The 14854-nt window shown below is 39.9% G+C and carries 14 protein-coding genes; 4 read left to right on the top strand and 10 right to left on the bottom strand.

The annotated features are described in order from the left end of the window. Positions 1-26: 26 nt before the first annotated feature. On the bottom strand, positions 27-440 hold the full coding sequence (locus F984_RS19225; protein WP_001019411.1) for an Lrp/AsnC family transcriptional regulator: 414 nt from the start codon (positions 438-440) through the stop codon (positions 27-29). 105 nt (positions 441-545) lie between these two features. On the opposite strand from F984_RS19225, the gene F984_RS19220 reads away from it, so the two are divergent. Continuing rightward, positions 546-1088, top strand: a complete 543-nt coding sequence (locus F984_RS19220) for a cysteine hydrolase family protein (RefSeq protein ID WP_004711510.1) — start codon at positions 546-548, stop codon at positions 1086-1088. Between the two features lie 42 nt (positions 1089-1130). Here F984_RS19220 and acs read toward each other — a convergent pair whose 3' ends face one another. Continuing rightward, the gene (acs, locus tag F984_RS19215) at positions 1131-3080 is read right to left on the bottom strand and encodes an acetate--CoA ligase (RefSeq protein ID WP_002053963.1); all 1950 of its coding nucleotides are present in this window, start codon (positions 3078-3080) and stop codon (positions 1131-1133) included. Positions 3081-3374: 294 nt separating this feature from the next. Between acs and F984_RS19210 the strand changes: the two genes are divergently transcribed. Together F984_RS19210 and F984_RS19205 are read left to right on the top strand one after the other, a co-directional pair. Continuing rightward, positions 3375-3950 (top strand): DUF805 domain-containing protein, encoded by a 576-nt coding sequence (locus tag F984_RS19210; protein WP_002053807.1) that lies wholly within the window; start codon positions 3375-3377, stop codon positions 3948-3950. Positions 3951-4063: 113 nt separating this feature from the next. Further along, the gene (locus F984_RS19205; protein WP_002053811.1) at positions 4064-5035 is read left to right on the top strand and encodes a mechanosensitive ion channel family protein; all 972 of its coding nucleotides are present in this window, start codon (positions 4064-4066) and stop codon (positions 5033-5035) included. Here F984_RS19205 and F984_RS19200 read toward each other — a convergent pair. The 5 genes from F984_RS19200 to prfB all read right to left on the bottom strand — a co-directional run bounded on the left by F984_RS19200 (position 5024) and on the right by prfB (position 9873). Beyond that, on the bottom strand, positions 5024-5731 hold the full coding sequence (locus F984_RS19200; RefSeq protein WP_004711508.1) for a 16S rRNA (uracil(1498)-N(3))-methyltransferase: 708 nt from the start codon (positions 5729-5731) through the stop codon (positions 5024-5026). The two genes, F984_RS19205 and F984_RS19200, sit on opposite strands and share 12 nt — an antisense overlap. After that, positions 5728-7020 carry a 3-deoxy-D-manno-octulosonic acid transferase gene (locus F984_RS19195; protein ID WP_004711505.1) on the bottom strand — a complete coding sequence of 431 codons (1293 nt, stop codon included), beginning with the start codon at positions 7018-7020 and terminating at the stop codon, positions 5728-5730. The genes F984_RS19200 and F984_RS19195 overlap by 4 nt, the downstream gene beginning before the upstream one ends. A 168-nt stretch (positions 7021-7188) precedes the next feature. Beyond that, entirely contained in the window at positions 7189-8247 is a 1059-nt protein-coding gene (locus F984_RS19190; protein ID WP_004711502.1) for an alkene reductase, read from the bottom strand. Positions 8248-8275: 28 nt separating this feature from the next. After that, a complete protein-coding gene (locus tag F984_RS19185) occupies positions 8276-8578 on the bottom strand; it encodes an ArsR/SmtB family transcription factor (protein ID WP_002053977.1) in 303 nt (100 codons plus the stop codon). A gap of 199 nt (positions 8579-8777) precedes the next feature. Then, a protein-coding gene (prfB, locus tag F984_RS19180) for a peptide chain release factor 2 (protein WP_099143691.1) occupies positions 8778-9873 on the bottom strand; the annotation gives its coding sequence in 2 pieces (ribosomal slippage) (positions 8778-9800 and positions 9802-9873; 1095 coding nt in all). A 392-nt stretch (positions 9874-10265) separates the two neighbouring features. Here prfB and F984_RS19175 point away from each other — a divergent pair. After that, positions 10266-11033 (top strand): putative porin, encoded by a 768-nt coding sequence (locus tag F984_RS19175; RefSeq protein ID WP_002053751.1) that lies wholly within the window; start codon positions 10266-10268, stop codon positions 11031-11033. A 42-nt stretch (positions 11034-11075) separates the two neighbouring features. On the opposite strand, the gene recJ is transcribed toward F984_RS19175, so the two are convergent. Genes recJ through glmM form a run of 3 tightly spaced genes read right to left on the bottom strand, consistent with a single transcriptional unit; the run spans position 11076 to position 14781 of the window. Then, the gene (gene recJ, locus F984_RS19170) at positions 11076-12776 is read right to left on the bottom strand and encodes a single-stranded-DNA-specific exonuclease RecJ (protein ID WP_004711499.1); all 1701 of its coding nucleotides are present in this window, start codon (positions 12774-12776) and stop codon (positions 11076-11078) included. Next, positions 12777-13433: a pyridoxamine 5'-phosphate oxidase gene (gene pdxH / locus F984_RS19165; RefSeq protein ID WP_001286115.1), complete on the bottom strand. Its 657-nt coding sequence runs from the start codon at positions 13431-13433 to the stop codon at positions 12777-12779. It abuts the gene before it with no gap. Positions 13434-13443: 10 nt separating this feature from the next. After that, positions 13444-14781: a phosphoglucosamine mutase gene (glmM, locus tag F984_RS19160; protein WP_002053874.1), complete on the bottom strand. Its 1338-nt coding sequence runs from the start codon at positions 14779-14781 to the stop codon at positions 13444-13446. Positions 14782-14854 lie beyond the last annotated feature (73 nt).

Here is a 14854-nt window from a genome sequence, read left to right as displayed (position 1 = left end):
AAGACTCGGCTTGGAGCTTTTATTTTTTAAGATTTCTCAACTTCTCGAACAACAGTTTCAACTGAATAGCGGCACCATTTTGAAAGAACCTCAATAAATTCATTTAATGCTGCAGGTTCAAAATGACTCACAATCATATAACAGGCATTACCCATAACCTTAAAGCATTCATCAATCTGTTCGTATTGCTTGACCAAATTTTCAATTTCTTCAAAAGCGCGTTGTTCATTTAAATGCAAATGAATAAATTGTTTATGTAGGTATTGCACAGCAATGGTGTAGTTTTTGATAACTCCTGCATCCATCAACTGGGCTATTCGAGCACCTACAGCCTGCCCCGTTCGATGGACACGCTGACCAATTTCTTTATTTGTTAAACGGGAATCTTGCTTGAGTAATGCAATAATTTTTAGATCAATCGGGTCTAATTCAATATTCATTTTTCATGGCGAAAGAAAACTTGCGATAATGCTTTCATTTGACTATAGCCGATTTTTCAAGCAGAGAATAATCTTGTTTTATCTCATATCAACAAGAGTGTTCTCATGAAACAAGCACTGTTAGTTATCGATGTACAAAATGATTATTTTAAAAATGGCAAAATGGAATTGGTTGGACCAGATCAAGCGCTCGATAAAATAAAACAGCTCGAGCAATATTTTATCGAAAAAGATTTACCGATTATTTATGTGCAACATATTAACCCGCCACAAGCCAGTTTTTTTCAAGAAAATACAGATGGGGTTTTACTTCATCCCGAACTGCATGTTCATAATGATTCATTGGTTGTAACTAAGCATTATCCCAATAGTTTTTTAGAAACTAATTTAGAAGAACTTTTAAAAGCGCACCAAATTGATCAACTCGTGATTACAGGCATGATGACACATATGTGTATTGATTCAGGGACACGTGCAGCCAAAGAGCTTGGCTATCAACCTATCTTAATTGCAGATGCCACCGCAACACGTGATTTAAGCTATGCTGGAAAAACCGTAAAAGCTGAAGACGTGCAAATAGCTTTTTTAACTGCGCTTAGTACATTTGCAAATGTACAAAATACGACTGACTTTCTAGCAAGCTCTTAATGGCGCTTAATAAAAAAGCCCCCTTAGGGGCTTTTTTGGAGATTATTTTTGTCTATCGGGATAAACCGTGGCAATTAACTGCTCTACTACAGCAGGTTCAGCTAAGGTTGAGGTATCGCCCAAACTATCAAGCTCGTTTGCCGCAATCTTTCTTAAAATACGGCGCATGATTTTGCCAGAGCGCGTTTTAGGTAATGCTGGTGCCCAGTGCAATGCATCTGGTGAAGCTACTGGCCCGAGTACTTTACGTACCCAGTTAATTAACTCTTTACGCAGCTCTTCCGATTCTGGAACACCCGCCTGTAAGGTCACAAAAGTACAAATACCTTGTCCTTTAATATCATGCGGCATACCCACCACGGCTGCTTCTGCTACTGATTCATGCGAAACAAGAGCACTTTCAATTTCAGCCGTACCTAGACGGTGGCCTGAAACGTTTAGGACATCGTCAACACGACCTGTAATCCAGTAATAACCATCTTCATCACGGCGAGCGCCATCACCTGTAAAATAAGTATTTTTGAAGGTTGAGAAATACGCCTCAATAAAGCGGTCTGGGTCACCCCAAATGGTACGCATCTGACCAGGCCATGAATCTTTAATCACAAGGTTACCTTCAGCTGCACCTTCTAATTCATTACCTTCACCATCTACAATGGCTGGTTGAATACCAAATAAAGGACGCGTTGCCGAACCTGGTTTTAAAGCTGTTGCACCCGGTAATGGTGCAATCAAAATACCGCCTGTCTCAGTTTGCCACCATGTATCAACAATTGGGCAACGGCCTTCGCCGACAACATTGTAGTACCAGTTCCAAGCCTCTGGGTTAATAGGTTCACCAACCGAACCAAGTAAACGTAAACTGCTACGATTACTTTCGCGTACATACGAATCACCTTCTCGCATCATGGCACGAATCGCGGTTGGCGCTGTATACAAGATAGAAACTTTATGTTTATCGACCACATGACCAAGACGTGCCCATGTTGGATATTGAGGTACACCTTCGAACATTAAGGTGGTCGTACCATTTGCCAACGGACCATAAATCAGATAACTATGCCCTGTAATCCAACCAATATCGGCTGTACACCAATACACATCGTCTTGTTTTAAATCGAAGACTTCTTTGAAAGTACTGGTTACATAGACCAGATAACCGCCTGTGGTATGCAACACACCTTTGGGTTTACCTGTTGAGCCTGAGGTATAAAGAATAAATAAAGGGTCTTCTGCCTTCATTGGTTCTGGAGGACAGTCAGCATCCACCTCCATAATAATAAGGTGATACCACAAATCACGGCCTGGCTTCATTTCGATTGGGTTTGCATTACGGTAAACCACAATCACATTTTCAACACATTCGGTACCCGGCAATGCTAAAGCCAAATCGACATTTTCTTTAAGTGGTAACAGCTTACCGGCACGTAGGCTTGAGTCTGCGGTAATTACAAGTTTAGCTTGGCTATCTTCAATACGGCTTGCCAACGAGTCTGGCGAGAAGCCACCAAATACCACACAGTGAACTGCACCAATACGGGCACAGGCTAACATGGCAATTGCAGCCTCAGTCACCATTGGCATATACAGCACAACGCGGTCACCTTTACCAATGCCATATTTCTTCAAAACGTTGGCAAAGCGGCAGACTTCATCGTGTAATTCTTTATAAGAAACGATTTTATGACGAGAAGGATGGTCACCTTCCCAAATAATGGCAGGTTTATGTGGATGTTCTTTAAGATGCCTGTCCAAACAGTTTGCTGACACGTTCAACTCACCATCAGCAAACCACTCAATTTTGAAATTGTCTTTGTCAAAACTGGTATTTTTAACTTGGGTAAATGGCTTTATCCAATCGACAATTTTAGCTTGCTCTGCCCAGAATTCATCTGGGTTCTCGATAGAGTGTTGATAACGTTTAAAGTAGTCTGCTTCAACAGTACGAGCTGTTTTTTTAAATTCCTCTGGTACTGGATAGATCTCATTCATACGCAACTTCCTTGATCTTGTGCATCCCATCTCGAGACTGTGGCTATTATTTTACTGGATTTTATTTGTATGCCTTTTCAGTATGATGACTCTCTCAAAGTCAAAACAATCCGACTTTGGTCATATATTGATCACTTACTCAAACATACGAAATTGTGAACATTTTTATAAAATTAAGTTGATTTAAAACATTTGTCTATAGCTTTTACTTTTATAATTTTTTTAAGTTTTGATGGTTTTGACCATCAACAAAGTTTATTTTAGCTTTTAGAAGCAGTGCAGGAATAAAATAAGATGTTTGCCGAAACTCCCTCTTCACGACCACCAGAGCTTCCGTTTAAAGACAGTCCTTTTTCAATTCATGGTCGCTTTAACCGCATGAGTTATTTAGGTGGATATGGCCTAATTTATTTAATTACACTTATAGGTTATTTCATTTTAGCTTCCTTTCTTGGAAGTTTTCAGCTTTCAAGCGATCTATTTAATTTTGAGTTTTATAGCTCTCTTTCCGGCGTAAGTGCCTTAGTAGTATGGGCTTTTTGGCTATTTTTGATCTACCTCAATATTATTCTGGTCGTTCGGCGCTTACACGATTTAAATAAAAGTGGCTGGATGGGCCTGCTGTTATTTATTCCGGTGGTTCAGTTCTTTTTTATGATCTATTTATTACTTGCTTCTGGTACTGCAGGCCCAAATCAGTATGGCCCTGTTCGGCCTTCAACCTTTATCGAGAAACTGATGGCTTGGCTTATTTTAATCGCTATTTTAATTAGCCTTATTTCTACCGCAGGCTTTTTTTACTACTTCTCTGGTACCGATACTATTCAAACCCCAACACAAATTTTACAAAAAGGAACGCAATACTTTTAATTAAAAAACACTTTATTATTTAGATGAACTCATTATAGTAGGCGCACATTTTATCTCCTACTATGATGAAAGCTAAAAAAGCTTTCATGAATTTATTTAATTAGAGACTTGTCGTGGCTGATGAACAAAAATCCTTAACGGATGTTGCAAAAAATACAGGCGAACTTTTGCAAGAAGCAGGTACTAAAACCACTCAAACGGTTTTAGCACATACCGAGAAATATCATGATGCCTATACTACTATCGACAAAATCGTAGATAGTTTTTGGGAACGTGTACCTTATATCTGCATTGCGATTACCGTTTTTATTATTTTTTGGCTACTGACCAAATTATTTAAATTCTTTGTGCGTAAGACTTTAGAAAATCGTTCTTATACGCGCCAAAATTTGGTTCTTGTTTTAAACCGTGTCGGTAGTACAGCAATCTTATTCTTTGGTTTCTTAATTGCTTTAGTCATTATGATTCCAGGGTTTACGCCAGGCCAACTCATGAGTGCATTGGGTATTGGTTCGGTCGCAATTGGTTTTGCATTTAAAGATATTTTCCAAAACCTGCTTTCAGGTATTTTGATTTTATTGAGCGAGCCATTCCGTATTGGCGATTCGATTGTAGTGAATTCACTTGAAGGAACTGTAGAAGATATTCAGATTCGTGCAACGTTCCTGCGCTCACCGGATGGCCGTCGTATCGTTATTCCAAATGCAACCGTTTATACGAGTGCTTTAACGGTAAATACGGCTTACCAACAACGACGCTGTGAGTTCGTAGTCGGTATTGGTTATGATGACGATGAGCAAAAAGCGAAACAAATTATTTTAGATATTCTCAATAATGACCGAAATGTACTCAGCCAGCCTGCTTTCTCGGTTAACGTGACAGCTCTAGCAGACTTCTCGGTTAATCTTACGGTACGTTGGTGGATTAATACCACTGAAACAGATATTTCGTCATCTACAAGCACTATTCAAGCTGAAGTAAAACAAGCCTTCAATGCAAATGGCATTAATATTCCTTACCCTATTCAGGAATTAAAAATGGCCGCTAATCATTCGCCATTGAATGCTGAGAACTCAGCTAAATAAACGCCCTAAAATATAAGAAATAGACGTTTCGGTTCTTAAAATACGGTTGCCTAAGCTCATCGCTTGGCAGCCGTTTTTTATAAGTAAATCAACTTCATAAGGAATAAACCCCCCTTCCGGCCCAACCACTACACTACAAGCATGGCTAATATTAATTGGCATACTCTGCTCAGCATAAGGATGAGCCACGTAGGCAGGAGATCCTTCTGAAATTAGGGTTGGCAAAACGTCTTCAACAAAAGGTTTAAAACGTTTATACATTTGAATTTCAGGAACAATTGTGTCGCCTGCTTGCTCAAGTCCAAGCGTAACGTATTGATCAATTTGCTGTAAAAATGGCGTTTGCCAATAGCTTTTATCAACGCGATAACTATGAATTAGGCTTATCTTTTCAACACCTAAAGTCACACTATCCATAATTAAACGGCGTAAAACTTTTGGTCTTGGCAAAGCCACAATTAAATGAGCTGGAAGTTTTGCTGGTACTGCTTCTTCACGAATAGGCCGTATACGGACTTCGTGCTCATTCATTGAAACAATTTCAGTGATATAACGGACGCCGTTGCGAATACCAACTTTTAGGTTCTGGCCGACCGTGATATCAAGATGTTCACGCAAATGCTGTAATTGACGTTTTGAATGGATAGACCATGTATCCGATTGAACATCTTCAGGTTCTAGTAAAACAATATTCATGGTTTTTCGGCCAAATACCGGTTAATCACCCCTATATGTTTTTGTAGCGAACCTTGATTACGCTGCAATACTTTATGCGCCTGTACCACTAGCTGTTCAGTCGCCTCAGGCTCTGCCAGACACGCTAGCCAAATATCAACGACCTGCTGTGCATCTTGAGCGATAAGCACAGCATTTTCATCAATAAATTCATCAACAATCGTTTGAAAGTTAAAGTAACGTGGTCCAACCACTGTAGGTATATTTAAAACCATAGGTTCTAAAATATTATGTCCGCCACCTGGCTCATTTAAAGAACCACCTACAAAGCACACCTGACTTAAGGCATACCATAACCAAAGCTCCCCCATGCTGTCGGCTAAATAAACCTGTGTGCTCGCATGGATACTCTGTCCCATACTTCTACGATGCGTAACTAAATTTAAATTTTGGCAAATTTCAAATACTTCGTCGAAACGTTCAGGATGACGAGGCACCACAATACACACCAGCTGACGGTCTGAATTTAAATGAGGCGCAAGTGCTTCTAAAATTTGTTGTTCTTCAGGTGCATGTGTACTGGCAATCGTCACAACCTGACGATTTGCCAAATACCACTGCTGATGCAATTGAGCAGCTTGCTTAATAAAAGCCTCAGGTGCATGAATATCAAATTTAATATTTCCAACAACCTGACTTTTATGCTCGTCTAAACCAAGTTCGACATAACGCTGACGGGTTGCGCTATCTTGTGCTAATACCCAATCGATTTGCTTTAACATACCGGCAGTTAAACTTGAGACTTTACTATAGCCTTTTGCTGACTTTTCAGATAAACGAGCATTAAGTAATAAACATGGTACATGCTGTAATTTGGCTTGATCAATTAAATTTGGCCAAAGCTCAGTTTCAACTAATGCTAAAAGTCTCGGTTTGTATGATTCGAAGAATTGTTTTAAAAGAGGCTTTTGATCTACAGGCAAATAAACTGCTTGGAATAAATCTAGATATGGCTCTTTTAAAAAAAGTGACTTAGCGCGTGCCTGACCAGTTTTTGTAGTATTGGTCACTAAAACTGGCTGGCCTAGTTTGAGATAGTGCTCAATAAGTGGCTGCGCAGCATTGGTTTCTCCAACTGAAACCGCATGAAACCAGATGGCTTTTATATTTTTCGGATCTTCAAACGGCCCAAATCGTTCCAGACATTCCTGATGATATAATTCCAGACTTTCTGCACGTCTTTTTATTCGCCAACGATAAAAAGGTTTTAATAAATGGAGTGCTGTGTTGTACCAAAATGGGGTCGCCAAGCGGTTTGCCTCAAATAGTCAAAATTTAAAAACTGGGGAAAATATAACATAGATAAAAAAAATGGCAGAGTTTCGATACCTAAACTCTACCATATACAAGAAAAGTCATTGACTGAACTCACAAAAGAGCAAGTTCAGCAAATAGTAAATCTAAATAAAATAATGATTTTAAGAAGCTTCTAAAGCAGGATAGTCCGTATAACCTTCAGCACCTTTAGCATATAAAGTCGTTGGTTGGAGCTCATTTAATGGTAGACCTTGTTCTAAACGTTGTAATAGATCAGGGTTAGCAATATAAGCCTTACCAAAAGATACAGCATCTGCCTGACCTTCACGCAAAATACGTTTTGCTGACTCTGGTGTCAGGTTTTCATTGGCAATCCACACGCCATTAAATTTTTGACGTAATTGTGGACCGATACTATCGGCTGCTTCATATTCACGAGAGAAAATGAAAGCAACATTACGTTGACTTAATTGTTCAACCACATAACCGAATGTCGCTAGCGGATTTTCATCACCCATATCATGAGAGTCGCCACGCGGTGCAATATGTACACCTACTCGGCCAGCGCCCCACACCTCAATAAATGCATCAACCACTTCCAATAACAAGCGGGCGCGGTTTTCAACTGGACCGCCATACTCATCATCACGTTGGTTGGTATTACTTTGAAGGAACTGGTCAATTAAATAACCATTTGCAGCATGTAATTCAACACCATCAAAACCTGCTGCTTTAGCTAGTTCTGCTGAATGTTTATATTGAGCAACAACTTCTTTAATTTCTTCAATCGAAAGCGCACGTGGTTTTACATATGGGCGTTTAGGGCGTAATAAACTTACTTCACCCGCAGGTTGAATTGCACTTGGAGCAACAGGAATATCACCATCCAAAAGTTCAGGATCGGAAATACGACCCACATGCCAAAGTTGAACTACAATTTTTGAACCTTGTGCATGAACTGCTTCAATAATCTTATTCCACGCTTGTGCCTGCTCTTGTGACCATAGTCCAGGGGTGTCTGCATAACCCACAGTTTTTGAACCAATCACTGTTGCTTCAGTGAGAATGAGACCAGCATTTGCACGTTGCTGATAATATTCCACCATTAAGTCGTTTGGAACACGACTTTCTCCACTACGTGCACGTGTTAATGGGGCCATTACCAGTCGATTTTTAATTTCAAAATCACCAACTGTTAAGGGAGTATTGAGTTCAGCCATGATCGCCTCGACTTACACTTTATTTGTTTTAAAGTGTTTGTTTTAAATGTTCGATATATTGCTGAATCAAAGCTTCGTTACGTGAAAAATAAGACCATTGTCCATATTTTTGGACCTGAATGAGACCGGCCTGCTGTAATACAGACAAATGATTGGACATTGTAGACTGAGCTACTTTACCCAAACGTTCAATATGACCTGCGCAAACCCCTTTTTCAAAACTACCACCACATTCTTCTACCGGTAAATAATGCGCAGGTTCCTTTAACCATTGCAGAATCTGCCGACGAAGAGGATTGGCTAGGGCTTTGCTAATTGCATCAATATCCATAGGCTCAACACGTCTTTTAAACGAACAAAGCTTTGTTCAGCATTTCGAAAACATAATATCGCATTTTTTCGATATTCATATCCATTTTTTTCGATATTCATATCGTATTTTTCCGATTAACTTCCGAACACTGAACTGCTTTGCCGTTTTAATCGCTAAAAATTTAAGAGTTTAAAAGAACTAAAAGTTCAAAAGACTCTTACAACCCCTGCTTTAAACTCGCTTCAATGAAGCGATCAAGATCACCGTCAAGAACTGCACCAGTATTTGAGTTTTCAACACCTGTACGTAAGTCCTTAATACGAGAGTCATCAAGTACATAAGAACGAATTTGGCTACCCCAACCAATATCAGACTTCGAGTCTTCAAGTGCTTGAGCTGCTTCATTACGTTTTTGCATTTCTAGTTCATACAATTTTGCACGTAACTGTTTCCATGCATGATCACGGTTCGCATGTTGTGAACGTTGGTTCTGACATGCAACCACAATACCTGATGGAATGTGCGTCAAACGAACTGCTGAATCTGTTTTGTTAATGTGCTGACCACCTGCACCAGATGCACGATAAGTATCGGTACGAACATCAGAAGGATTAATATCGATTTCGATATTGTCATCAACTTCTGGTGAAATAAATACCGCAGAGAATGAAGTATGACGACGGTTACCACTGTCAAATGGTGACTTACGCACTAAACGATGTACACCAGATTCTGTACGTAACCAGCCATATGCATATTCACCTTCAACGCGAATCGTTGCAGATTTGATACCTGCTACATCACCATCAGATACTTCCATAAGTTCTGCTTTAAAACCGTGACGTTCAATCCATCGCATATACATACGTAATAACATTGAAGCCCAATCTTGTGCTTCTGTACCGCCTGAACCTGCTTGAATCTCGACATAGCAAGGATTCGGATCCATTGGGTTGCTAAACATACGGCGGAATTCAAGTTTTGCTAATTCTTCTTCGGCAGCGCCAAGCTCAGATTGTACATCTACCAGCAAGCTTTCATCATCAGCTTCAACAGCTAAATCCAGCATTGCTTTTGCATCTTCAAGCTGTGTAGATAAACCATCTAAAACGTTAATAACGTTTTCTAGTTCGCCCTTTTCTTTTGCCATTGCCTGAGCACGGTTTTGATCATTCCAGATCGCAGGGTCTTCTAACTCACGTAAAACTTCTTCTAAACGTTCTTTTTTCAGATCGTAGTCAAAGATACCCCCGTAGTGTTTGGCTACGATCAGTTAAGTCTTTCAATTGGTTTAGATAAGGATTAATTTCCACGCGAGTGTTCCCATAAAAACAGATAAACAGTCGAATATTTTATCATAGCTATGGTTATCTTCGAACCTGCTTTAATTTATAACTGTCATTTCAATTTATAAATTTTTTAATTTTCTTTCAGAAGATTTTAAGCTTAATTCGTAACATCCCCATACAAAATTGGGTACTTTTCCAGCATTTTTGAATTTCTACACAAAATCTCCTCAATTTTAATAAAATAAAACATTATGTTTTTATGTTTTAAAATCAATATCTTAAATTAAATATAGTTACAGAAAAAGCACATGGTTACAGTCCGGTTACTTGCCCAAGATTGACGGTAAATGTTTTTGCTCTAGACTAAAAGTTGTAACAAAACATTTATAAAATCGTTTTTAGAGGGGAGAGATTCCATGAAAAAACTAGCAATTGCATCAGCTCTTTTATCTGCACTTGCAGTAAGTGGCGCAGCAAACGCTTACCAAGCTGAAGTTGGTGGTTCTTACACTTATCTTGATCCAGATAACGGCAGCAGCGTAAGTAAATTTGGTGTTGATGGGACTTATTATTTCAACCCTGTTCAAACACGTAATGCACCGCTTGCTGAAGCAGCATTCTTAAACCGTGCAAGCAACGTTAACGCACACGTTAACTATGGCGATAACAGCGGTACTAAAGATACTCAATATGGCGTAGGCGTTGAATACTATGTTCCTAACACTGACTTCTACCTTAGCGGTGATGTAGGCAGAAATGAACGTGAAATCGACAACACAAACTACGACCAAAAAGTTACAACTTATGCTGCAGAAGTAGGTTACTTACCAGCACCAGGTTTGTTACTTGCTTTGGGTGTTAAAGGTTATGATGAAAAAGACGGTAAAGACGGCGCAGATCCTACCGTTCGTGCGAAATACGTAACTCAAGTTGGTCAACATGACGTAAACCTTGAAGCGTATGGCGCGTTTGGTGACCTTGACGAATATAAAGTTCGTGGTGACTACTACATCGATAAAACTTTAAGTTTAGGTGTGGACTACTACAACAATGACTTAACTGATAAAGACGAATGGGGCATTAATGCTAAAAAATTCTTAAATCAGCAAGTAAGTCTTGAAGGTCGTATTGGTTTCGGTGATAACGACAACACTTATGGTGTTCGTGCAGCATACCGCTTCTAATCTTACCTAGATTTAAAAAATTCGCTCAATTGAGCGGATTTTTTATTGATTTAAATGCACAATTCGTAGCTGTAAGCTCACATTGCCATTAAAAACGTTACGGTCTATTTCATAAACTAAATGTACATAGTCACGCATTGGATCAAACTCGAAGCGGCCGGCTGCGTTAAAAGCAATCGCATCGAAAGTGTATTGATCTATCGCTAGTCTAAGTTTCAGGTGTGTCTCTTTGAGCCAACGGAAATCAATAACTTTAAAATGTCCCTCAAATTGAGGCAGTGGAAATTTTTGTCCCCATGGCCCTAACTGCTCAATCCAGTTCAAGGTATCTAACTGCAAAGCAGAGACAGGTAACTCACCATCAGTCCATAATGTCGCTTGAAAGATTGATTCATCCATCGCAGCGACACAATCATTAAATACTGTCTTAAAAGCTTCAAAGTTTTCTTTACGAATCGTAAGGCCGGCTGCCGCAGCATGTCCACCAAAATGGCTGACCAACTCAGGATATTGTTCAGCAACTTGCTCAATAGTATCTCGAATGTGAACACCATCGATTGAACGTGCTGAGCCCTTAATATGAACGCCATCCTCATCGGCTGCAAAAACAATCGTTGGCCGATGAAATTGCTCTTTCAAACGCCCCGCGACAATCCCGATGACACCTTGGTGCCAGTTTTCTTCAAATAGAACAAGCGCTGCTGGGATATCTTGCTGTGAAAGCTGCAAATTATCTAAAGCCGATAAAGCTTGTTGCTTCATCTCCCCTTCAACTTGACGGCGATCTATATTTAGTTGATTTAATTGTTGAGCAATTGGATAAGCAGTTTCCATCGAATCTGCTAATAAACACTCGATCCCAATGCGCATGCTCTCCATACGTCCAGCAGCATTAATGCGTGGTCCAAGCACAAAACCTAAGTCTTGCGCACGTATTGAAGTTGCTTCCCGACCAGCAATATCGAGTAAAGCTAAAATCCCTACTCGACACTGATATTGCTGAATACGTTTTACACCGGCATCAACCAAAATACGGTTGTTATAATCCAAAACAGCAACATCGGCATAAGTTCCCAAAGCGACTAAATCTAAATATTGAGTCACCTTACTTGTACTTTTACCCTGTCTATTGCGTAGACTCGCCAAATTGGCAAGTACATAAAAAGCAACGCCAACACCGGCAAGTGCCTTACTTGGAAACTCACATCCTAATTGGTTTGGGTTTACCACCGCCTCAGCAAGTGGGGTTTCTTTGGTCGTTAGATGATGGTCGGTAATAATCACTTGCATGCCTAAGGCATGTGCTGCATCAACACCAGCATGGCTGGAAATTCCATTATCTACTGTAATTAATAGATCGGGTTTATAAGTTTGATAAGCAAGCTCAGCAATGGCTGGAGTAAGACCATAACCATATTTGAAACGATCTGGTACCAGATAATCGACTTGTGCGCCCATATCGCGAAGCACGAGCATCATTAAAGCAGTGCTAGTTGCCCCATCAGCATCATAGTCCCCCACAATAACTATTTTTTTCTGCTCATCGATGGCTTGGTCCATTAATCCGACAGCAGCATCCAAGCCTTTGAGCTCTGGAGCAAGCAGGTTCTTAAGTTTTAGCTCTAATTCTTGTTCAGATTGCACCCCACGTCTTGCCAAAATCTCGGCAATAAACGGAGGCACGCCCTGAAACTGTTCAGGGCGCGTCAATAAAGGTCTTTGTTTAATTCGTATTTTTGTCATTTAAGGCATCAGTCGGTGCAATGTCCATTGACCGTCGATTTTTTCATAACTCAAGCGGTCATGTAAACGATTTGGTCGTCCTTGCCAGAATTCATAATAGTCCGGTTGCAGACGATATCCGCCCCAAAACTCTGGCTTATCGAGTACTTCACGGCTTTGAACTTGTTGTTGCAAGTCTTGAAAACGCTGTTGCAACAACTCTCGGCTTTCTATCTTACCGCTTTGAGGTGTACTGATATGAGCTGCAATCTGGCTATCACGTGGACGCTTATGGTAATAGTCGGTAGATTCCTGTTCAGGAATTTTGACGACATGACCACCCACTCGTACCTGACGCTCTAGACTTGGCCAATAAAATAACAGTTCAGCATATGGATTTTCTGCCAAATCTATACCTTTCTGGCTGTCATAGTTGGTATAAAAATCATAACCTGCTTCTGTCGCACCGCGTAACAATACAGTTCTAACATGCGGACGACCGCTAGCGCTCGCAGTTGCTAAAGACATCGCATATGGTTCGTGCAAGTTGGCGGCTAAGGCATGATTAAACCAACCTAAGAATTGTTCATGCGGATTACTCGCGACTTGTGTTTCGTACAATTCACCTTGTTCATAGCTTAAACGTAATTCGCTTAAGTCTTTAATGACGTCACTCATGCCATATACCTTATGCAACTTGCGCTTGTGAACGGACTGCATTTGCTAAATGTTCAGCCAAAGCATTCACTTCTTGTTCGTCATCACCTTCAACCATGACACGAATGACTGGCTCAGTTCCAGACTTACGAACTAAAATACGTCCACGTCCTTTAAGCTGTTCTTCTGCTTTATTGAACTCAGTCACTAATGCTGGAATGGAGTATGGATCAAGCATTTGTTCTAAACGTATATTTACAAGCACTTGTGGGAATAATTTAAAGTCCTGAACCAATTCATGGAGCGCTTTATTTTGCTCAACCATTACAGTTAACACTTGAAGTGCTGCAATAATCGCATCACCTGTTGTGCTCTTATCTAACGTTAAAATATGTCCAGATGGTTCTCCACCTGTAACCCATCCATTTTCATCTAATGCTTGTAATACATAGCGGTCACCAACTTTTGCACGAACAAAGCCAACGTTTGCTTTTTCAAGTGCAATTTCAAGCGCCATATTACTCATAACAGTACCAACAATACCTACTGGCTTGTTTTTCGCTTGAGTCGCCAAAATATATAAGATGTGGTCACCATCAATTAAGTTCCCAAACTTATCAACCATCACGACACGGTCGGCATCGCCATCAAAGGCAATTCCTAGATCAGCTTCTTGCTCAACTACTGCTTTTTGTAAACTTTCTGGGTGAGTCGAACCACAGTTTTCATTAATATTTAAACCATCTGGTTCGTTATACAGAGCAACAACTTTGGCACCTAACTCACGGAAAACTGATGGACCAACGCTATAAGCTGCACCATGTGCACAATCCACAACAATTTTTAAATTATTTAAATCGAAGTGATATGGAAATGTAGACTTACAAAATTCAATGTAACGACCATTTGCATCATTTACACGAACACTTTTACCTAAGTTCGCAGTGTCATCAATAAATAACTCTTTTTCTAATTCTTTATTAATTTCTTCCTGTAATGAATCTGGTAATTTTTTACCTTCACTTGAGAAAAATTTAATTCCATTATCAAAATAAGGATTATGTGATGCAGAAATAACAATACCTGCATGCGCATGTAAGGCACGGGTAAGATGTGCAATAGCCGGTGTCGGCAATGGTCCAAGTAAGTGAACATATACGCCAGCAGCGTTTAATCCCGCCTGCAAAGCAGACTCTAAAATATAGCCAGATAAACGTGTATCTTTTCCTAATACCACAAGCGGTTTATTTTTTGGACTCGTTCGTTTTAATACCTTCCCTGCGGCGAACCCGAGTTTTAAAGCAAACTCTGGTGTAATCGGCATTTGCCCAAATTTTCCACGAATACCATCCGTTCCAAAATAACTCATAGCTTATCTCATTTTACGCCACTTCAGCCGTGGCTCATTTCATATATGGCTATTCTGCCATATCTATTTTCAT

The organism is Acinetobacter nosocomialis NIPH 2119 (assembly GCF_000368085.1).
GTDB lineage: Bacteria > Pseudomonadota > Gammaproteobacteria > Pseudomonadales > Moraxellaceae > Acinetobacter > Acinetobacter nosocomialis.
This window is presented reverse-complemented; position numbering and strand designations above follow the sequence as displayed.

Bases quoted from the DNA above. Each gene is read 5' to 3' on its own strand.
- F984_RS19210 (WP_002053807.1), top strand. From the start codon at position 3,375: ATGTTTGCCGAAACTCCCTCTTCACGACCACCAGAGCTTCCGTTTAAA.
- recJ (WP_004711499.1), bottom strand. From the start codon at position 12,776: ATGACAAAAATACGAATTAAACAAAGACCTTTATTGACGCGCCCTGAA.
- F984_RS19175 (WP_002053751.1), top strand. From the start codon at position 10,266: ATGAAAAAACTAGCAATTGCATCAGCTCTTTTATCTGCACTTGCAGTA.
- F984_RS19185 (WP_002053977.1), bottom strand. From the start codon at position 8,578: ATGGATATTGATGCAATTAGCAAAGCCCTAGCCAATCCTCTTCGTCGG.
- F984_RS19225 (WP_001019411.1), bottom strand. From the start codon at position 440: ATGAATATTGAATTAGACCCGATTGATCTAAAAATTATTGCATTACTC.
- F984_RS19220 (WP_004711510.1), top strand. From the start codon at position 546: ATGAAACAAGCACTGTTAGTTATCGATGTACAAAATGATTATTTTAAA.
- F984_RS19200 (WP_004711508.1), bottom strand. From the start codon at position 5,731: ATGAATATTGTTTTACTAGAACCTGAAGATGTTCAATCGGATACATGG.
- acs (WP_002053963.1), bottom strand. From the start codon at position 3,080: ATGAATGAGATCTATCCAGTACCAGAGGAATTTAAAAAAACAGCTCGT.
- F984_RS19190 (WP_004711502.1), bottom strand. From the start codon at position 8,247: ATGGCTGAACTCAATACTCCCTTAACAGTTGGTGATTTTGAAATTAAA.
- pdxH (WP_001286115.1), bottom strand. From the start codon at position 13,433: ATGAGTGACGTCATTAAAGACTTAAGCGAATTACGTTTAAGCTATGAA.
- glmM (WP_002053874.1), bottom strand. From the start codon at position 14,781: ATGAGTTATTTTGGAACGGATGGTATTCGTGGAAAATTTGGGCAAATG.